At 72.5% G+C, this 18,962-nt stretch carries 15 protein-coding genes; 1 reads left to right on the top strand and 14 read right to left on the bottom strand.

Going from position 1 to position 18,962, the window contains the following annotated elements:
* Positions 1-120: 120 nt before the first annotated feature.
* Positions 121-1,581 (bottom strand): RsmB/NOP family class I SAM-dependent RNA methyltransferase, encoded by a 1,461-nt coding sequence (locus ACZ516_RS25890; protein ID WP_469011777.1) that lies wholly within the window; start codon positions 1,579-1,581, stop codon positions 121-123.
* A 32-nt stretch (positions 1,582-1,613) separates the two neighbouring features.
* Complete coding sequence (gene fmt / locus ACZ516_RS25885) at positions 1,614-2,558, bottom strand: methionyl-tRNA formyltransferase (RefSeq protein ID WP_469011776.1); 945 nt, start codon at positions 2,556-2,558, stop codon at positions 1,614-1,616.
* Between the two features lie 265 nt (positions 2,559-2,823).
* Between fmt and ACZ516_RS25880 the strand changes: the two genes are divergently transcribed.
* Positions 2,824-3,381, top strand: coding sequence for a hypothetical protein (locus ACZ516_RS25880; RefSeq protein ID WP_358582230.1), 558 nt, complete (start codon positions 2,824-2,826; stop codon positions 3,379-3,381).
* 481 nt (positions 3,382-3,862) lie between these two features.
* Here ACZ516_RS25880 and ACZ516_RS25875 read toward each other — a convergent pair whose 3' ends face one another.
* From ACZ516_RS25875 to ACZ516_RS25820, 12 genes are all read right to left on the bottom strand, one after another.
* Positions 3,863-6,043 (bottom strand): primosomal protein N', encoded by a 2,181-nt coding sequence (locus ACZ516_RS25875; RefSeq protein ID WP_469011775.1) that lies wholly within the window; start codon positions 6,041-6,043, stop codon positions 3,863-3,865.
* Between the two features lie 111 nt (positions 6,044-6,154).
* On the bottom strand, positions 6,155-7,363 hold the full coding sequence (gene metK / locus ACZ516_RS25870; RefSeq protein WP_358583997.1) for a methionine adenosyltransferase: 1,209 nt from the start codon (positions 7,361-7,363) through the stop codon (positions 6,155-6,157).
* Positions 7,364-7,759: 396 nt separating this feature from the next.
* Entirely contained in the window at positions 7,760-8,962 is a 1,203-nt protein-coding gene (gene coaBC, locus ACZ516_RS25865; protein WP_469011773.1) for a bifunctional phosphopantothenoylcysteine decarboxylase/phosphopantothenate--cysteine ligase CoaBC, read from the bottom strand.
* Between the two features lie 109 nt (positions 8,963-9,071).
* The gene (gene rpoZ, locus ACZ516_RS25860) at positions 9,072-9,344 is read right to left on the bottom strand and encodes a DNA-directed RNA polymerase subunit omega (RefSeq protein ID WP_005319902.1); all 273 of its coding nucleotides are present in this window, start codon (positions 9,342-9,344) and stop codon (positions 9,072-9,074) included.
* Positions 9,345-9,396: 52 nt separating this feature from the next.
* A complete protein-coding gene (gene gmk / locus ACZ516_RS25855) occupies positions 9,397-9,990 on the bottom strand; it encodes a guanylate kinase (protein ID WP_469011772.1) in 594 nt (197 codons plus the stop codon).
* A 38-nt stretch (positions 9,991-10,028) separates the two neighbouring features.
* The gene (locus tag ACZ516_RS25850) at positions 10,029-10,352 is read right to left on the bottom strand and encodes an integration host factor (protein ID WP_005319887.1); all 324 of its coding nucleotides are present in this window, start codon (positions 10,350-10,352) and stop codon (positions 10,029-10,031) included.
* Between the two features lie 255 nt (positions 10,353-10,607).
* Positions 10,608-11,474, bottom strand: a complete 867-nt coding sequence (pyrF, locus tag ACZ516_RS25845) for an orotidine-5'-phosphate decarboxylase (RefSeq protein ID WP_469011770.1) — start codon at positions 11,472-11,474, stop codon at positions 10,608-10,610.
* Positions 11,471-12,577, bottom strand: a complete 1,107-nt coding sequence (locus ACZ516_RS25840) for a quinone-dependent dihydroorotate dehydrogenase (protein ID WP_358583990.1) — start codon at positions 12,575-12,577, stop codon at positions 11,471-11,473. The genes pyrF and ACZ516_RS25840 overlap by 4 nt, the downstream gene beginning before the upstream one ends.
* A gap of 90 nt (positions 12,578-12,667) precedes the next feature.
* A complete protein-coding gene (gene carB / locus ACZ516_RS25835; protein ID WP_358583988.1) occupies positions 12,668-15,976 on the bottom strand; it encodes a carbamoyl-phosphate synthase large subunit in 3,309 nt (1,102 codons plus the stop codon).
* Positions 15,969-17,111, bottom strand: a complete 1,143-nt coding sequence (gene carA / locus ACZ516_RS25830; RefSeq protein ID WP_469011768.1) for a glutamine-hydrolyzing carbamoyl-phosphate synthase small subunit — start codon at positions 17,109-17,111, stop codon at positions 15,969-15,971. The genes carB and carA overlap by 8 nt, the downstream gene beginning before the upstream one ends.
* Positions 17,108-17,677 carry a PH-like domain-containing protein gene (locus tag ACZ516_RS25825; protein ID WP_358583984.1) on the bottom strand — a complete coding sequence of 190 codons (570 nt, stop codon included), beginning with the start codon at positions 17,675-17,677 and terminating at the stop codon, positions 17,108-17,110. The genes carA and ACZ516_RS25825 overlap by 4 nt, the downstream gene beginning before the upstream one ends.
* Complete coding sequence (locus ACZ516_RS25820) at positions 17,674-18,960, bottom strand: dihydroorotase (protein ID WP_361078577.1); 1,287 nt, start codon at positions 18,958-18,960, stop codon at positions 17,674-17,676. Before ACZ516_RS25820 ends, ACZ516_RS25825 begins: the two co-directional genes overlap by 4 nt.
* Between the last annotated feature and the right edge of the window lie 2 nt (positions 18,961-18,962).

Raw genomic sequence — 18,962 nt, 5'->3', positions numbered from 1 at the left:
ACCGGACGCGGGATCGCTCGCTGTCGCGAAGCCTGCGCCGCCCTGCGCCGCCTGCGATTCACGCGGCTCAGGCGGCGCAGGCGGCTCAGGCGGCTCAGGCGGAGAGGGCGGATCTCCGGATCAGGCGGTCCGTCGGATCAGCGCCAGATACATCGCGTCCGTGCCGTGCAGATGCGGCCACAGCTGTACGTCGGGGCCCTCACCCAGCGCCGGGACGCCGGGGAGCAGCGGGCGCGCGTCGAGCAGTTCGGCGCCGTCGCTGTGCTTGACGACGTCGTCGACGACCGCCCGGGTCTCGGCCAGGTGCGGCGAGCAGGTGGCGTACCCGACGACGCCTCCGACGCGTACGGACTCCAACGCCGTGCGCAGCAGGGAGCGTTGCAGCGGGGCGAAGCCGTCCAGGTCCTGCGGGCGGCGCCGCCAGCGGGCCTCCGGGCGCCTGCGCAGCGCGCCGAGGCCGGTGCAGGGCACGTCCATCAGGACCCGGTCGAAGGTGCCGGGCCGCCACGGCGGGCGGGTGCCGTCGGCGGCGATCACCTGGTAGGGGCCGGGGTTGCCGCGCAGGGCCTGGGCGACCAGGCCGGCCCGGTGCGGCAGCTTCTCGGAGGCGAGCAGCACGGCGCCGCGTTCGGCGGCGAGCCCGGCGAGCAGGGCCGCCTTGCCGCCGGGGCCCGCGCATCCGTCGAGCCACTTGGTGTCGGGGCCCTCCAGCGGGGCGTTCGCCAGGGCGAGCGCGACGAGCTGGCTGCCCTCGTCCTGCACACCGGCGCGGCCCTCGCGCACCGCCTCGACCAGACCGGGCTCACCGCCCTCGCTGAGCCGCACGGCATACGGCGACCAGCGGCCGGGCAGGGCCGAGTCCTCTCCGACGGAGTGCAGCAGTTCCTGCGCGGTGGCCCGGCCGGGGCGGGCGACAAGGGTGACCTCGGGGCGTTCGTTGTCGGCTTCGAGCAGGTCCTCGATGCCGGCGCGGCCGCCGCCGAGCGAGTCCCACAGCGCCGAGACGACCCAGCGGGGGTGCGAGTGCACGACGGCCAGATGGTCCTCGGGGTCCTCGTCGTAGGGCGGCGCGACCTTCTCCACCCAGCCGTCGAGGTCGTTCTGGGCGACCTTGCGCAGCACGGCGTTGACGAACTTGGCCCGCCCGTCGCCGAGCACCACGCGCGCCAGCTCCACCGAGGCGGAGACGGCGGCGTGCGTCGGGATGCGTGTACCGAGCAGCTGGTGCACGCCGAGGTTGAGCACGTCGAGGACCGGCGGGTCGACCTCGCGCAACGGCCGGTCGACGCAGGCCGCCACGATCGCGTCGTACGTCCCCTGGCGGCGCAGTGTCCCGTAGACGAGCTCGGTGGCGAGCGCCGCGTCCCGCGCGTCGAACTTCTCCGGACCCTCCTTCTCCCTGGCCTTGCGCAGCAGGGGCGGCAGGACGAGGTTCGCGTACGCGTCCCGCTCGTCCACGGCGCGCAGCGCCTCGAAGGCGAGGAAGCGGACGGGGTCCTTCTGGGGCCGACGGTAGGGCTTGCCGGACTTGCCCGGCTGACCGGAGGACTTGCGGGGGCGCCGGTTCGGCTGGTCGTTCAAAGGTGCTCCGCTGCTGGATGGGGCGAACCCACTCAGCCTACGTCGCCACCGCCGAGGCGCTCATCGGGGGCGATCCGCACCCCGCGCGCCCAGTCGGCGCCGCGCATCGGCTTCTTGCCCTGCGGCTGGACCCAGAGCAGCTCGACGGCGTGCGAGCCGGTACCGACGTAGACGTTGTTCTTGGCGGCGGACAGCTCGCCGGGCGCGAGGTCCGTGCGGTCGGGCACCTGCGCGGCCTGAATGATCTTCAGACGCTCGCCGCGGAAGACGGTCCAGGCGCCGGGCGCGGGCGTGCAGCCGCGCACCACGCGGTCCACGCGCAGGGCGGGCGCGGCCCAGTCCACCTGGGCGTCCTCGACGGTGATCTTCGGGGCGAGGGTGACGCCGTCGGCCGGCTGCGGCACCGCCTTCAGGCTGCCGTCCTCGATGCCGTCCATGGTCGCGAGCAGCAGCCCCGAGCCCGCGAAGGCCAGGCGGGTGAGCAGGTCACCGCTGGTGTCGGTGGGCCGCACCTCCTCCGTGACCGTGCCGTACACCGGCCCGGAGTCGAGTCCCTGCTCGATCAGGAACGTCGACGCGCCGGTGATCTCGTCGCCCGCCATCACGGCGTGCTGCACCGGCGCGGCGCCGCGCCAGGCGGGCAGCAGCGAGAAGTGCAGGTTGACCCAGCCGTGCGCCGGCACGTCGAGCGCGACCTTGGGCAGCAGGGCGCCATAGGCGACGACGGGGCAGCAGTCCGGGCCGATCTCCCGCAGCCGCGCCAGGAAGTCCTCGTCACGCGGCTTCGCGGGCTTCAGCACCTCGATGCCGGCCTCCAGCGCGCGCTCCGCGACCGGGCTGGCGACGAGCCTGCGCCCACGGCCCGCGGGCGCGTCGGGGCGGGTCACGACGGCGGCGACCTCGTGCCGGCCGGAGGCGATCAGGGCGTCCAGCGCGGGGACGGCGACCTCGGGAGTGCCTGCGAAGACGAGCTTCACTGGGTGGTACCTCGGATCTCTGGTGGGAGCGACGGCAGCGCACCAGTCTATGGGCCGCCCGCGGGCCCCGCCCAGGACGGCCCCGCCGGTGCCCGGCGTTGACGCTCCCGGGGGCGTACGAAGCCTCGCGCGCCCCGTGCATATGCGCATACGCCCCTGCACCGTGACCCCTCACGACCTGGCGCGTTGGTCAAGAGAGAGTTGACCACCCTGGGCCGCGGTTGCGGCCCGATCCTCATTCCACGCCGGTTCGAGAGGCTTGTTCATGGCCGACCACGCAACCCACGACGCCCAGGCCCGGGCCAGCCTGCACCTCCTGGTGCGGGACATCGAGCGGGTCCGCCGGCAGGTGGACGCACTGCGGACCCTCACCGCCCAGCTCGGCAACGTCTACCGCCCGCGCCGCTCCAGCCCCTCCGCGGGGTTCGTCGTCTACGGGCGGGCCCCCGCCCCGACCGTCCGACTCGCCCAGGAACTGCGGGACAGCGTCGAGACGCTGGTCACCGCCGCGGTGGACTTCGACCGCTCGCTCGGGTTCTCGTGGGACGCGGTGGGCTCGGCCCTCGGCGTCACCAAGCAGGCCGTCCACCGTCGGTACGGGGCCCGGCGGGCCACCGCCCAGGCGGCGGCCGAGGCGGAGCGTGCGACGGAGGCTCCGGCCGCGTCCACCACGACCGCCACGGTCAGCCGCCCGGTGCCGGTCGGCGCTCCTCTGCCGTCCGTCCCCGCGGCCCGTGCGATGCCGACCCAGCCGACCGCCGGCAGTCCCGCCCTCCGGGACGAGACCAGGCCGAGCGCCTTCCCCGCCCCTCGCAGCGGCTGACCCGCCCTTCCCTCGACCTCTTCCCTGCCTCCTCGCCCCGTCCGGCGAGGGGGCGGTCGCCTGCGTACGGCTCCGCCGGGGGCGGGGGGGTGTCGCGTGGCCGCCCGCTCTCCGGGAACGGGAGCCGCCCTCCGCCACCGCCTGGCGCCGGGGAGCCGCGCCCCCGTGCCCCGCCCAGTCAGCCCCCGCGGGCACGTCGTGGCCGATCGCGCAGTTCCCCGCGCCCCTGGGGGGAACCCGGCCGCCGCCCAACGACAGAAGCCGCGCACCCGTCGCCCCGCCCGGCCAGCCCCTGCGGGTACGTCGTGGCCGATCGCGCAGTTCCCCGCGCCCCTGAGGGAACCCCGGTCGCCCCCCATCAACAAAGCCGCACCCCCGTTACCCCGCCCGGCCAGCCCCCGCGGGCACGCCGTGGCTGGTCGCGCAGTTCCCCGCGCCCCTGAGGGAGCCCCCGCCCGGGGGCCGGAAGCAGTGGTCGTTCTCAGCCGATGTCCGGGGGGTCCACGCGGAGGCGGATCGGCTCTGTGCCGGGCTGCTTGGTGCCCTTCGCTCCGCGGGCCATCCGCGCTGCCTGCGCCGACTTCAGTGCGGAGGCGAGCGCGGCGCCGCTCCCCGGTGGTACCCGGATCAGCACCCGCTCCCACCGCTCGCCGACCGGCGCCGCTCCCGGCCGCCGGGCGGGCCCGGGCGTCGCCTCCTGGACCGGTACCGGGCCCAACACCACGGCGTCCGGCGGCAGTTCGGCCCCCGCGAGGAAGCCCCTGAGCGCCTCCGGCGGACCGGAGACCGCCGCCATCCGCGAGACCGGCGGGAAGTTCAGCTCGGCCCGCTCCTCCAGCTCCCGCACCGCGTGCCCGACCGGGTCCCACCGTACGAGGGCCTGCACGGGCCGCAGCGTCGGCTCGGCGACGATCACCACCGTGCCGCCCTCCCCCTGGGGACGCACGAGCGCGGCCGCCCCGATCCACCGCCGCAGCGCGTCCTCCCCCGCCCGCAGGTCGGGCCGCCCGAGCATGGCCCAGCCGTCGAGCAGCAGGGCGGCGGCATAACCGCCCTCGGCCACAGGCTCCGCCCCCGGCGTACTGACCACCAGCGCGGGCGCCCCCGGCACCGTATCCAGCACCTGCTCGCGCCCGGAGGTCCGCACCGGCACCGCCGGGAACGCCCGGCCCAGCTCCTCGGCGGTCCGCCGCGCCCCGACGACCTGCGCCCGCAACCGGAACCCGCCGCACGAACCGCAGTGCCAGGCGGCCTCCGGCACCCCGCACCAGCCGCACCGCAGGGCCGACCCGCTCTCCTGCGCCTCCAGCGGCCCCGCACACCGCCGGCACCGCGCGGGCTCCCGGCACCGCTCGCACGCCAGCCGCGGCACATACCCGCGGCGCGGCACCTGGACCAGGACGGGCCCGTGCTTGAGACCCTCCCGGACGGCCCGCCAGGCCAGCGTCGGCAGCCGTGCGGCCCGCGCCGCCTCGTCCCGCGCGAGGTCGCCGTCGCCCACCGTGCGCACCAGCGGCGCGGCGCCGCGCACCTGCTCGCGGTCGGCGACGAGCGGCGCCGCCCAGCCGGACTCGACGAGCTGGGCGGCCTCGACCGTGCAGCTCCATCCCCCCAGCAGGAAACCGCACTTGTCCCGCGCCGCCCGCAGCTCCAGGACCTCCCGCACATGCGGGAAGGGCGCGTGGTCGTCGCTGTGGCTGGAGTCGCCGTCGTCCCAGATCACCACCAGCCCCAGGTCCCGTACGGGCGCGAACATGGCGGCCCGGGTCCCGACGACGGCCCGCACCTCGCCGCGCCGCACGGACAGCCACTCCCGATAGCGGCGCTCCTGCCCGGCGTCGGCGGTCAGCAGCGCGTGCCGCCCCTCGCCGAGGAGCGCCGTGAGCGCGGCGTCCACGCGTGCGGCGGGCCGCCCGGTCGGCACGACGACCAGCGCGCCGCGCCCCGAGGCGAGGGTGGCCTGCATGGCGCGTGCGATCTCCTCGGCCCACTGCGGCCCCGGCAGCGCCGTCCACACCGCGCGGGGCGAGCCGCCCGAGGCGAGGGCCCCGAGGAACTCGGCCCCATGCGCATAGCGCCGCCAGGTCCCGGCGTCGGGCGGCGGCGGGGGCGCGGCGGGGGCGGAGGCGGCCTTGGCCTCGGCCCGCGCGTGCCGGGGCGGGACGGCCAGCTGCAGCACGTCGGCGAGGCTGCCGGCGTACCGGTCGGCGACGGCGCGGGCCAGCTCCAGGAGACCCTGGTCGAGCACCGGCTCCGGCGAGACGACCTGCGCCAGCGCGGCCAGCGGGCCGGTGTACTCGCTCTCGGCCCGCCGCTCGACAATGAATCCGTCGATCAGTCCGCCACCCTCGCGCCGCCCCTCGCGCACGTTGCGCGCCCCGGCGCCGAACCGGACCCGCACCCTGACCCCGGGCTGCGCCACGGCGTCCAGCTCCTCGGGCACGGCGTAGTCGAAGTACCGGTCGAGGTGCAGCACGCCCTTGTCGACCAAGACGCGGGCCACCGGCAGCTGTTTGGCCAGCGCCGCGCCCCGCCATGTCCGCGGCTTGGCCCGCGGCACCTTGGCGCCCCGCACGCTCTCCCGGATCAACGCGAGCTGCTCGCCCTCGGGCACCCCGCCCCCGGCGCCCTCACCCACACCCGGCCCGTTCTCCCTGCTCACAGCAGCATTCCTACCAGACCGCACCGACAGCGCCGGAAGACCGTCGAGGCCCGGCATCCCACCAGGGGATACCGGGCCTCGACGAAGCGGAACGGAACGAAACGGTCGGGACTAGAGCCCCGCCGCCTTGCGCAGCGCGTCCACGCGGTCCGTGCGCTCCCACGTGAAGTCGGGGATCGCCCGGCCGAAGTGGCCGTACGCGGCGGTCTGCGAGTAGATCGGACGCAGCAGGTCGAGGTCGCGGATGATCGCGGCCGGGCGGAGGTCGAAGACCTCGCTGATGGCCGTCTCGATCTTGTCCGTGTCGATCGTGGCCGTGCCGAAGGTCTCGACGAACAGACCGACCGGCTCGGCCTTGCCGATGGCGTACGCGACCTGGACCTCGCAGCGGGCCGCGAGACCGGCCGCCACGACGTTCTTGGCGACCCAGCGCATCGCGTAGGCGGCCGAGCGGTCGACCTTGGACGGGTCCTTGCCGGAGAACGCGCCACCGCCGTGCCGGGCCATGCCGCCGTACGTGTCGATGATGATCTTGCGGCCGGTGAGGCCGGCGTCGCCCATCGGGCCGCCGATCTCGAAGCGGCCGGTGGGGTTGACCAGCAGGCGGTAGCCCTCGGTGTCCAGCTTGATGCCGTCGTCGAGGAGCGCCTTCAGCTCGGCCTCGACCACGAACTCGCGGATGTCGGGGGCGAGCAGCGAGTCCAGGTCGATGTCGCTGGCGTGCTGCGAGGAGACCACGACCGTGTCGAGACGGACGGCCTTGTCGCCGTCGTACTCGATGGTGACCTGGGTCTTGCCGTCGGGGCGCAGGTAGGGGATGGTCCCGTTCTTGCGCACCTCGGACAGGCGCCGCGAGAGGCGGTGCGCGAGGTGGATCGGGAGCGGCATCAGCTCGGGCGTCTCGTCGCAGGCGTAGCCGAACATCAGGCCCTGGTCGCCCGCGCCCTGCTTGTCCAGCTCGTCCTCGTCGCCCTCGACACGCTGCTCGTACGCCGTGTCGACGCCCTGCGCGATGTCGGGGGACTGCGAGCCGATGGACACCGAGACGCCGCAGGAGGCGCCGTCGAAGCCCTTCTTCGAGGAGTCGTAACCGATCTCGAGGATCTTGTCGCGCACGAGCTGCGCGATCGGCGCGTACGCCTTGGTCGTGACCTCGCCGGCCACGTGGACGAGGCCGGTGGTGATCAGCGTCTCCACGGCGACCCGGGACTTCGGGTCCTCCCGCAAAAGCGCGTCGAGAATGGTGTCGCTGATCTGGTCAGCGATCTTGTCGGGGTGACCTTCGGTCACAGACTCCGAGGTAAAGAGGCGCCGGGACACATCGCTCCCTGTGGTTGCAGCGGCTGCTGGCTGATCATTGATGGACGGCCGGGAGCTGCGCCCGGCGTCGTCCGAGACCAGTTTATCGGTCACACCTGTCCGCGGGACCACGTGTCTCGCCACTTGGGAGCCTGTGACCTGCGGCACTGCATTGTGCGGTACGGCGATCGATCTCCGCCAGAGGACCTCTCGCCCCATTTCCCCGGGTTTGAGACCACTGGTGGTACGAAGATGACATTGAGCCCCGATGAAGGAGACCCGGTCAAGTAACGCACCGCATTGTGGCCGAGTTCCGCCACAAGAGGAAAGGGAGCGAAGGAAAAGAGGCGAGGAACGCGGGGAGACGGAAGCCGCCCCAGGAGAGCCGCCCCAGGAGAGCCGTCGCGCGAGGCCGCCTCAGGAGAGGCGTTCCGCGACCAGGTCCCAGACCGTGTCGGCCAGCGCCTCCTTCGGCCCGTGGGGCACCGGTGTCTCGGAGCCGTCCGCGCCGAGCACGAGTGCCTCGTTCTCCTCGGAGCCGAAGGTCTTGCGCTCGCCGACCTCGTTGACGACGAGGAGGTCACAGCCCTTGCGGGCCAGCTTGGCCCGGCCGTTGGCGAGGACGTCGTCCGTCTCGGCGGCGAAACCGACGACCACCTGGCCGGGACGGGCCCTGTCCCCGGCGATCTCGGCGAGGACGTCGGGGTTGCGGACCAGGGCGATGGGCGCCGGCTCCTGGCCGTCCTTCTTCTTGATCTTCCCCGCCGCGTAGGTCGCGGGGCGGAAGTCGGCCACGGCGGCGGCCATCACGACGGCGTCGGCGTCGGCCGCGGCCTTCAGGACGGCCTCGCGGAGCTGCACGGCGGTGCCGACCGGCACGACGTCGACGCCGGCCGGGTCCGGCAGCGCGGCGTTCGCCGCCACCAGCGTGACCCGGGCGCCCCGCGCGGCCGCGCTGCGGGCGAGCGCGTAGCCCTGCTTGCCGGAGGAGCGGTTGCCGAGGAAGCGGACGGGGTCGAGGGGCTCGCGGGTGCCGCCGGCGCTGACCACCACGTGGCGCCCGGCGAGGTCCCGTGCCCGGTCGCCGCGCGCCAGGACCCGGCGTACGACCTCGAAGAGCTCGACGGGGTCCGGGAAGCGGCCCTTGCCGGTGTCGACGCCGGTGAGCCGGCCGACCGCGGGCTCGATGACCAGGGCGCCGCGCCGCCGCAGCGTGGCGACGTTCTCCTGGGTGGCCGGGTGCTCCCACATCTCCGTGTGCATGGCCGGGGCGAAGACCACCGGACAGCGGGCGGTGAGGAGGGTGTTGGTGAGCAGGTCGTCGGCGAGGCCGTGCGCCGCCTTGGCGAGCATGTCGGCGGTGGCGGGGGCGACGATCACGAGGTCGGCGTGCTGCCCGATGCGCACGTGCGGCACCTCGTGGACGTCCGACCAGACCTCCGTCGAGACGGGGTTGCCGGACAGGGCGGACCAGGTCGCGGCGCCGACGAAGTGCAGCGCCGACGCGGTCGGCACGACGCGCACGTCGTGGCCCGACTCGGTCAGCCGCCGCAGCAGCTCGCACGCCTTGTAGGCGGCGATGCCACCGCTGACCCCCAGAACGACCTTGGGCTTGCTCACCCGTGCCTCCCCGCACTTGGATCTCCGCAGTCGGAGACGTACGACTCCATGACACACCACAGGCCCGGCAGTCGCGCTGCCGGGCCTGTGGTGAGAGAACGAACAGCGCCTACTGGGCGGGGCCCTCGATGGCCTCGGAGGTCAGCAGGCCCGCGTTGATCTCGCGGAGCGCGATGGAGAGCGGCTTCTCGTGGACGTGCGTGTCCACCAGGGGGCCGACGTACTCCAGGAGGCCCTCACCGAGCTGCGAGTAGTACGCGTTGATCTGGCGCGCGCGCTTGGCGGCGTAGATCACGAGGCTGTACTTCGAGTCGGTGGCTTCGAGCAGCTCATCAATCGGCGGGTTGATGATGCCCTCGGGCGCGGTGATGGAAGAGGACACTCTTCGCCTTCCGATGGGGTCAAGACCAGAAGGGTCAAGACAGGGGTAAAGATCAGAGAACTCTCATCAAGGCTAGCAGCTCGCGGGCCACGTCCTCGACGGAGGTGTTGACGAGGGTCGTGTCGAACTCGGCCTCGGCGGCCAGCTCGATCCTGGCGGCGGCCAGCCTGCGCTCGATCACCTCGGGCGCCTCGGTCCCGCGGCCGGTGAGCCGGCGGACCAGCTCGTCCCAGCTCGGCGGGGCGAGGAAGACGAGCTGCGCCTCCGGCATCGACTCGCGCACCAGGCGCGCGCCCTGGAGATCGATCTCCAGGAGGACGGGCTCGCCCGCCTCCAGGCGATCCATCACGGCGCGCCGCGGCGTGCCGTAGCGGTGGCCGGCGAACTCGGCCCACTCCAGCAGCTCGCCGTTGGCGATCAGCTTGTCCATCTCCTCGTCGGAGACGAAGAAGTACTGGACTCCGTGCTTCTCCCCGGGCCGCGGCTTCCGTGTGGTGGCGGAGACCGAGAGCCAGACCTCGGGGTGTTCTTTGCGCATATGGGCGACGACCGTGCTCTTGCCGACCCCGGAGGGGCCGGAGAGCACGGTCAGCCGCGGACGTACGTCCGGGGGTACGGGGGGTGTCCCCCGGGATGTTGCAGCCATGCAGCGATTATCCAGGTTCTCAGGAGTGCCTGAGAACGTCAGGCAGCGCCACCGCCGAACTCGCGCTCAAGAGACGCGATCTGGTTGGAGCCGAGACCGCGCACACGGCGGCTCTCGGAGATGCCAAGACGCTCCATGATCTGCTTGGCGCGGACCTTGCCCACGCCAGGCAGGGACTCCAGGAGGGCGGAGACCTTCATCTTGCCGATGACATCGTTCTCCTGGCCCTGCTTGATGACCTCGTGAAGCGAGGCCCCGGAGTGCTTGAGTCGATTCTTGACCTCGGCCCGCTCCCGGCGAGCCGCGGCGGCCTTTTCGAGCGCGGCTGCGCGCTGTTCAGGGGTAAGGGGCGGAAGAGCCACGCCTACGTCACCTCGGATGTCGAACTGTCGGATACGGACCGGTGAGGAACCTAGTCGCCCCACACCTGGGGAGCAACGTGCAACGCGCTTGCCCGTTGACTCCCTCGGAGACTAGCGGCCATGGCCGCCGGAGTCAGCGAGAACAGACGAAAAGTCCTGGTCAGCCTCTGTCGAGCCGGACATTCCCGGCATATCTCACCGGTTTTCGGCCGGTGAGTCGTCGCCGGGAGCACGACGCGCGCTCCGCCGCTCCCGTCAGGCCGCCTCGACGGCCGTCCGGATCTCGTCCGCGAAACGCTCCGCGGCCCCGCGCAGGCCGGCGGCGTCCGGCCCGTACCGCAGCACTCCCCGGCTCACGCTCGGCACCACGTTGCGCACGGCGGCGCCGAAGACGCCCGGCAGATCGGCCGGGGTCGCGCCCTGCGCGCCGATGCCGGGCGCGAGCAGCGGGCCGTTGATCCCGAGGTCGTACGAGGAGAGGTCGCCCAGCGTCGCGCCGACGACCGCGCCGAAGGAGCCGAGGGGCGTCTGGCCGGCGTTGTCGGCGGCGAGGTGGCCGAGGACGGTGGCCGCGACCGTACGGCCGTCCTCGCGCAGCGCGTGCTGGACCTCGGCGCCCTCCGGGTTGGAGGTGAGCGCCAGCACGAAGAGCCCCGCGCCGTTCTCCCGGGCGAGTTCGACGGCCGGCCTCAGCGAGCCGTACCCGAGGTAGGGCGAGACCGTGAGCGCGTCGCTGAACAGCGGGGAGTCCTTGTGCAGGAAGGTCTCGGCGTACGCGGCCATGGTCGAGCCGATGTCGCCGCGCTTGGCGTCCATGACGACCAGGGCACCGGCCTCGCGCAGCTCCGCGACGGCCTTCTCCAGGACGGCGATGCCCCGCGAGCCGAAGCGCTCGAAGAACGCGCTCTGCGGCTTGAAGACGGCGACGCTTCCGGCGAGCGCCTCGACGACGGTCCGTGTGAACCGCTCCAGGCCCGCGATGTCGTCGTTCAGTCCCCAGGCGGACAGCAGTGAGGCGTGCGGGTCGATGCCGACGCAGAGGGGGCCCCGCTCGTCCATGGCGTGGCGCAGGCGGGCGCCGAAGGGTTCGGGGGCGCCCACGCGGATCTCCTCGGCACTCATGCGGACTTCCTTGCGTCGGCGCCGACGGCCTCGGCGAGCGTGGCGTACGGGGAGGCGTTCAGGCGCGCGGCGAGACCCTTGTGGATGGCGCGGGCCCAGAAGGGCCCTTCGTAGATGAAGGCGCTGTAGCCCTGGACCAGGGTGGCGCCCGCCAGAATGCGCTGCCAGGCGTCCTCGGCGTTCTCCACGCCTCCGACGCCCACGAGGGTGATGCGGTCGCCCACGCGCGCGTAGAGGCGGCGCAGGACTTCCAGGGAGCGCTCCTTGAGGGGCGCTCCGGAGAGCCCGCCGGTCTCCCGCACCAGGGAGGGGTCGGACCGCAGACCGAGGCTCTCGCGCGCGATGGTCGTGTTCGTGGCGATGATGCCGTCCAGGCCCAGCTCGACGGCGAGGTCCGCGACGGCGTCGACGTCCTCGTCCGCGAGGTCGGGGGCGATCTTGACCAGGAGCGGCACCCGGCGGCCCTCGACGCTGCGGTCGGCGGCCTCGCGCACGGCGGTCAGCAGGGGCCGCAGCGACTCGGTGGCCTGGAGGTTGCGCAGGCCCGGGGTGTTGGGGGACGAGACGTTGACGACCAGGTAGTCGGCGTGGCGGGCGAGCCGCTCGGTCGACTTCACGTAGTCGGCGGCGGCCTCCTCCTCCGGCACGACCTTGGTCTTGCCGATGTTGACGCCGACGACGGCCTTGAAGGCGGGCGTACGGGAGGCGAGGCGCTGGGCGACGGCCGCGGAGCCCTCGTTGTTGAAGCCCATGCGGTTGATCAGCGCGCGGTCCTGGACGAGGCGGAACAGCCGCTTCTTGGGGTTGCCGGGCTGGGGCTCGCCCGTGACCGTGCCGATCTCGATGTGGTCGAAGCCGAGCATCGCCATGCCGTCGATCGCGACGGCGTTCTTGTCGAAGCCCGCCGCGAGCCCGAACGGCCCGTGCATCCGCAGCCCGAGGGCCTCGGTGCGCAGTTCCTCGTGACGGGGCGCGAGGGCGGCGGCGAGGAAGGTGCGCAGCACGGGGACGCGGGCCGCGAGACGGATCCAGCGGAAGGCGAGGTGATGGGCCCGCTCCGGGTCCATGCGCTTGAAGACGAGGTTGAAGAAGAGCTTGTACATGTTCGATGTCCTCGGAGAGAGCCTCGGAGTGAGCCGCGAATGAGCCTCATGAAGAGGGGGACACCGTTTCCGGTGTCCCCCTCGGGGCTGCTAGTCGCGGGCCGCGGTCAGGCGTTCCGCGTGCTCCTGGAGGGACCGGACGCCCACGCCCCCGTGGTTGAGCGCGTCGATGCCCTGGACGGCGGCGGCGAGCGCCTGGACCGTCGTCAGGCACGGCACGGAGCGCGCCACGGCGGCCGTGCGGATCTCGTAGCCGTCGAGGCGGCCGCCGGTGCCGTAGGGGGTGTTGACGATGAGGTCGACGCCGCCGTCGTGGATGAGCTGGACGATCGTCTTCTCGCCGCCCGGACCCTCGCCCTCGGACTGCTTGCGCACGACCGTGGCGTTGATGCCGTTGCGCTTGAGCACCTCGGCCGTGCCGGACGTGGCGAGCAGCTCGAAGCCGTGGGCGACCAGTTCGCGCGCCGGGAAGATCATCGAGCGCTTGTCGCGGTTGGCGACAGAGATGAAGGCGCGGCCCTTGGTGGGCAGCGGCCCGTAGGCGCCGGCCTGCGACTTAGCGTAGGCGGTGCCGAAGACCGTGTCGATGCCCATGACCTCGCCCGTGGAGCGCATCTCCGGGCCGAGGACGGTGTCGACGCCGCGTCCGTGGATGTCGCGGAAGCGCGACCACGGCATGACGGCCTCCTTGACGGAGATCGGCGCGTCCATGGGCAGCGTGCCCCCGTCGCCCTGCTTGGGCAGCATGCCCTCGGCACGCAGCTCGGCGATGGTGGCGCCGAGCGAGATCCGGGCGGCGGCCTTGGCCAGCGGCACCGCGGTCGCCTTCGAGGTGAAGGGGACGGTGCGCGAGGCGCGCGGGTTGGCCTCCAGGACGTAGAGGATGTCGCCCGCCATGGCGAACTGGATGTTGATCAGCCCGCGGACGCCGACGCCCTTGGCGATGCCCTCCGTGGAGGCGCGCAGGCGCTTGATGTCGAAGCCGCCGAGGGTGATCGGGGGCAGCGCGCACGCCGAGTCGCCGGAGTGGATGCCGGCCTCCTCGATGTGCTCCATGACGCCGCCGAGGTACAGCTCGCTGCCGTCGTAGAGCGCGTCGACGTCGATCTCGATGGCGTCGTCCAGGAAGCGGTCGACGAGGACCGGCCGCGAGGGGCTGATCTCGGTCGACTCCTCGATGTACGAGGCGAGGCGGACCTCGTCGTACACGATCTCCATGCCGCGGCCGCCGAGCACGTACGAGGGGCGGACGAGGACGGGGTAGCCGATCTCGTCGGCGATGGCCTTGGCCTCGCTGAAGGTGGTGGCGGTGCCGTGCTTCGGCGCGGGCAGGCCGGCCTCGGCGAGCACGCGGCCGAAGGCGCCGCGGTCCTCGGCGGCGTGGATGGCCTCGGGCGAGGTGCCGACGACCGGGACGCCGTTGTCCTTCAGGGCCTGCGAGAGGCCGAGCGGGGTCTGGCCGCCGAGCTGGACGATGACGCCCGCGATCGGGCCGGCCTGCGCCTCGGCGTGGACGATCTCCAGGACGTCCTCCAGGGTGAGCGGCTCGAAGTAGAGCCGGTCGGAGGTGTCGTAGTCCGTGGAGACGGTCTCCGGGTTGCAGTTGACCATCACGGTCTCGTAGCCCGCGTCGCTCAGCGCGAAGGAGGCGTGGACGCAGGAGTAGTCGAACTCGATGCCCTGGCCGATGCGGTTCGGGCCCGAGCCCAGGATGATCACCGCGGGCTTCTCGCGCGGGGCGACCTCGCTCTCCTCGTCGTAGGAGGAGTAGAAGTACGGCGTCTTCGCGGCGAACTCGGCGGCGCAGGTGTCGACCGTCTTGTAGACCGGGCGCACGCCGAGCGCGTGCCGCACCTCGCGCACGACGTCCTCGCGCAGGCCGCGGATCTCGGCGATCTGGGCGTCGGAGAAGCCGTGCCGCTTGGCCTCGGCGAGCAGGTCGGAGTCGAGGCGCTCGGCGGCGGCGAGCTCGTCCGCGATCTCTTTGATGAGGAAGAGCTGGTCGACGAACCACGGGTCGATCTTCGTGTGGTCGAAGACCTCCTCGGGGGTGGCGCCGGCGCGGATGGCCTGCATGACGGTGTTGATGCGCCCGTCGGTCGGCCGGGCGGCCTCCTCCAGGAGGAGGGTCTTGTCGCCGGGCTCGCCCACGAAGGTGAACTGCGAGCCCTTCTTCTCCAGCGACCGCAGCGCCTTCTGGAGCGCCTCGGTGAAGTTGCGGCCGATGGCCATGGCCTCGCCGACCGACTTCATGGTGGTCGTCAGGGTCGAGTCCGCCGAGGGGAACTTCTCGAAGGCGAAGCGCGGGGCCTTGACGACGACGTAGTCGAGCGTCGGCTCGAAGGAGGCCGGCGTCTTCTCCGTGATGTCGTTGGGGATCTCGTCCAGCGTGTAGCCGACGGCCAGCTTCGCGGCGATCTTCGCGATCGGGAAGCCGGTGGCCTTGGAGGCGAGCGCGGAGGACCGGGAGACGCGCGGGTTCATCTCGATGACGATGACCCGGCCGTCCTCGGGGTTGACCGCGAACTGGATGTTGCAGCCGCCGGTGTCCACGCCGACCTCGCGAATGATCGCGATGCCGACGTCGCGCAGGATCTGGTACTCGCGGTCGGTCAGCGTCATCGACGGGGCGACGGTGATCGAGTCGCCGGTGTGCACGCCCATGGGGTCGAAGTTCTCGATGGAGCAGACGACCACGACGTTGTCGTTCTTGTCGCGCATCAGCTCCAGCTCGTACTCCTTCCAGCCGAGGATGGACTCCTCCAGGAGCACCTCGGTGGTCGGCGAGAGCGTCAGGCCCTGACCCGCGATGCGGCGCAGCTCCTCCTCGTCGTGGGCGAAGCCGGAGCCGGCGCCGCCCATGGTGAAGGAGGGGCGCACGACGACGGGGTAGCCGCCGAGCTCCTCGACGCCCCTGAGGACGTCGTCCATGGAGTGGCAGATGTAGGAGCGGGCGGACTCGCCGTGCCCGATCTTCTTGCGGACCTCTTCGACGACGCCCTTGAAGAGGTCGCGGTCCTCGCCCTTGTTGATCGCCTCGACGTTGGCGCCGATGAGCTCGACGCCGTACTGCTCCAGGACGCCCTGCTCGTGCATGGAGATGGCCGTGTTGAGGGCCGTCTGGCCGCCCAGCGTCGGCAGCAGCGCGTCGGGGCGCTCCTTGGCGATGATCTTCTCGACGAACTCCGGGGTGATCGGCTCGACGTACGTGGCGTCGGCGATCTCCGGGTCGGTCATGATCGTCGCCGGGTTGGAGTTGACGAGGATGACCCGCAGGCCCTCGGCCTTCAGGACCCGGCACGCCTGGGTGCCGGAGTAGTCGAACTCGGCGGCCTGGCCGATGACGATCGGGCCGGAGCCGATGACCAGGACGGACTGGATATCGGTGCGCTTAGGCACGCTGGCCCTCCATCAGGGATACGAAGCGGTCGAAGAGGTACGCGGCGTCGTGCGGACCCGCGGCTGCTTCGGGGTGGTACTGGACGCTGAACGCCGGCTGGTCGAGGAGCTGGAGCCCCTCCACCACCTGGTCGTTCAGGCATACGTGGGAGACCTCGGCGCGGCCGTAGGGGGTGTCGGAGACCTTGTCGAGGGGGGCGTCGACGGCGAAGCCGTGGTTGTGCGCGGTGACCTCGACCTTGCCGGTCGTGCGGTCCTGCACGGGCTGGTTGATGCCGCGGTGGCCGTACTTCAGCTTGTAGGTGCCGAAGCCGAGCGCCCGGCCGAGGATCTGGTTGCCGAAGCAGATGCCGAAGAGCGGCGTCCTGCGCTTGAGGACGGCGGCCATCAGCGCGACCGGTCCCTCGGCGGTGGCCGGGTCGCCGGGGCCGTTGGAGAAGAAGACCCCGTCGGGAGCGAGCGCGTACACGTCCTCCTCGGTGGCGGTCGCGGGCAGCACGTGCACCTCGATGCCGCGCTCGGCCATGCGGTGCGGGGTCATGCCCTTGATGCCGAGGTCGATGGCGGCGACGGTGAACCTCTTCGCGCCGACGGCCGGGACCACGTAGGCCTCCTTGGTGGCGACCTCCTCGTACAGGCTGGCGCCCTTCATGGGGGGCTGCGCCTGGACGCGGGCGACCAGCTCGGCGTCGGCGGCCAGCGCCTCGCCGGAGAAGATGCCGGAGCGCATGGAGCCGCTCTCGCGCAGGTGGCGGGTGAGGGCGCGGGTGTCGATGCCGGAGATGCCGACGACGCCCTGCGCGAGGAGCGCCTCGTCGAGGGAGCGCCGGGCGCGCCAGTTGGAGGGGACGCGCGCGGGGTCGCGCACCACGTAGCCGGAGACCCAGATGCGGCCCGACTCGTCGTCCTCGTCGTTCCAGCCGGTGTTGCCGATCTGGGGGGCGGTGGCGACCACGATCTGGCGGTCGTAGGAGGGGTCGGTCAGGGTCTCCTGGTAGCCGGTCATGCCGGTGGAGAACACCGCTTCGCCGAAGGTCTCCCCCACGGCCCCGTAGGCACGGCCGCGGAAGATGCGGCCGTCCTCCAGGACGAGTACGGCGGGAGCCTTGGCGGCTCCCCGGGTGGAGGTCGTCATCGTGCGGTGCCTTCCGTCGTAGCGGTATTGATCATGGTGTTGATGGACTCGACCCATGCGGCCTGCTCGGCCGCGTGGTCCGAGCGGAAGCCCGAGTCGATGAGCTTGCCGCCGTGCTCCCAGGTGACGATCAGCAGACCGCCCTCGGCGAGCACCTTGCCCGCGATGCCCTTGTCGAGACGGGCCCCGCGCAGCTGACCGACCGGGACGAAGAAGTCGCTCGCGCCGGGGCGCGTGACGTCCAGTCCCTCGTCGGTGAGCGTCAGCTCGACGCGGCTGCGGCTGCCCAGGCCGTGCGCCACGATCCGGTCGAGCCACTGCCCCGCCGTGGTGGAGCCGTGGTAGCGGCCGCTCAGCTCCAGTCTCGCCGGGCCCGTCTCGGACGGCGCGCCGGGCAGCTCGGGCAGGTCGCCCTGGAGCGTGCCGCGCCACTTCCAGCCCTCACGCATCAGCCAGTACACGAGCGCGATGAAGAGCAGCAGTCCGACGACCCAGCCGAGCCGTGCGGCCCAGTCGGTGACGTCCGCCGATTCCTTCTCGGCGGCCAGTTCCACAAGTGATGTCACGCGAGTTTCCCGTCGACGAGCGTGGCCCGACCCCTCAGCCACGTGTGCGTGACGCGGCCCGGCAGCTCGCGGCCCTCATAGGGAGTGTTGCGGCTGCGCGAGGCGAAGCCCGCGGGGTCCACTTCCCCACGGTAATCGGCATCGACCAGGACGAGGTTGGCGGGCTCACCCGCCGAGACGGGGCGGCCGTGGCCGGTGGCCCCGCCGATCAGGGCGGGCTTGAAGGACATCCGGTCGGCGACCGCCTCCCAGGTCAGCAGGCCGGTCTCGACCATCGTCTGCTGGACGACGGACAGCGCGGTCTCCAGGCCGACCATGCCCATGGCGGCCGCGGCCCACTCGCAGTCCTTGTCCTCGTGCGGGTGCGGGGCGTGGTCGGTGGCGACGATGTCGATGGTGCCGTCGGCGAGGGCCTCGCGCAGCGCCATGACGTCCCGCTCGGTGCGCAGCGGCGGGTTGACCTTGTAGACGGGGTTGTAGGAGCGCACCAGCTCGTCCGTGAGGAGCAGGTGGTGCGGGGTGACCTCGGCGGTGACGTCGATGCCGCGCGACTTGGCCCAGCGCACGATCTCCACGGAGCCGGCGGTCGACAGGTGGCAGATGTGCACCCGCGAGCCGACGTGCTCGGCGAGCAGCACGTCCCGGGCGATGATCGACTCCTCGGCGACGGCGGGCCAGCCGCCGAGGCCCAGCTCCGCGGAGACGACGCCCTCGTTCATCTGGGCGCCCTCGGTGAGGCGGGGCTCCTGCGCGTGCTGCGCGATGACGCCGTTGAAGGCCTTCACGTACTCCAGGGCGCGGCGCATCATGACGGCGTCGTCGACGCACTTGCCGTCGTCGGAGAAGACGGTGACCCCGGCGGCGGACTCGTGCATGGCGCCCAGCTCGGCGAGCTTCTTGCCCTCCAGGCCGACGGTGACGGCGCCGATGGGCTGCACGTCGCAGTAGCCGGACTCCTTGCCGAGGCGGTAGACCTGCTCGACCACGCCGGCGGTGTCGGCGACGGGGAAGGTGTTGGCCATGGCGAACACGGCGGTGTAGCCACCGGAGGCGGCGGCGCGGGTGCCGGTCAGTACGGTCTCGGAGTCCTCGCGGCCCGGCTCGCGCAGATGGGTGTGCAGGTCCACGAGGCCCGGCAGGAGGACCTTGCCGTCGGCCTCGACGACGTCGGCGCCCTCGGCGCTCAGAGCGGCGCCCACGGCCTCGATGGTCTCGCCGTCGATCAGGACGTCCCGCGCCTCGCCGCCCAGCACCTTCGCACCGCGGATCAGGATCTTGCTCATGG

It is taken from the genome of Streptomyces sp. NPDC034037 (assembly GCF_055575715.1).
The sequence above is the reverse complement of the archived record's forward strand: the minus strand, read 5'-3'. Positions and strand labels throughout refer to the sequence as shown.

Bases quoted from the DNA above. Each gene is read 5' to 3' on its own strand.
- ACZ516_RS25880 (WP_358582230.1), top strand. From the start codon at position 2,824: ATGGCCGACCACGCAACCCACGACGCCCAGGCCCGGGCCAGCCTGCAC.
- gmk (WP_469011772.1), bottom strand. From the start codon at position 9,990: ATGGCTGCAACATCCCGGGGGACACCCCCCGTACCCCCGGACGTACGT.
- pyrF (WP_469011770.1), bottom strand. From the start codon at position 11,474: ATGAGTGCCGAGGAGATCCGCGTGGGCGCCCCCGAACCCTTCGGCGCC.
- ACZ516_RS25840 (WP_358583990.1), bottom strand. From the start codon at position 12,577: ATGTACAAGCTCTTCTTCAACCTCGTCTTCAAGCGCATGGACCCGGAG.
- carA (WP_469011768.1), bottom strand. From the start codon at position 17,111: ATGACGACCTCCACCCGGGGAGCCGCCAAGGCTCCCGCCGTACTCGTC.
- ACZ516_RS25820 (WP_361078577.1), bottom strand. From the start codon at position 18,960: ATGAGCAAGATCCTGATCCGCGGTGCGAAGGTGCTGGGCGGCGAGGCG.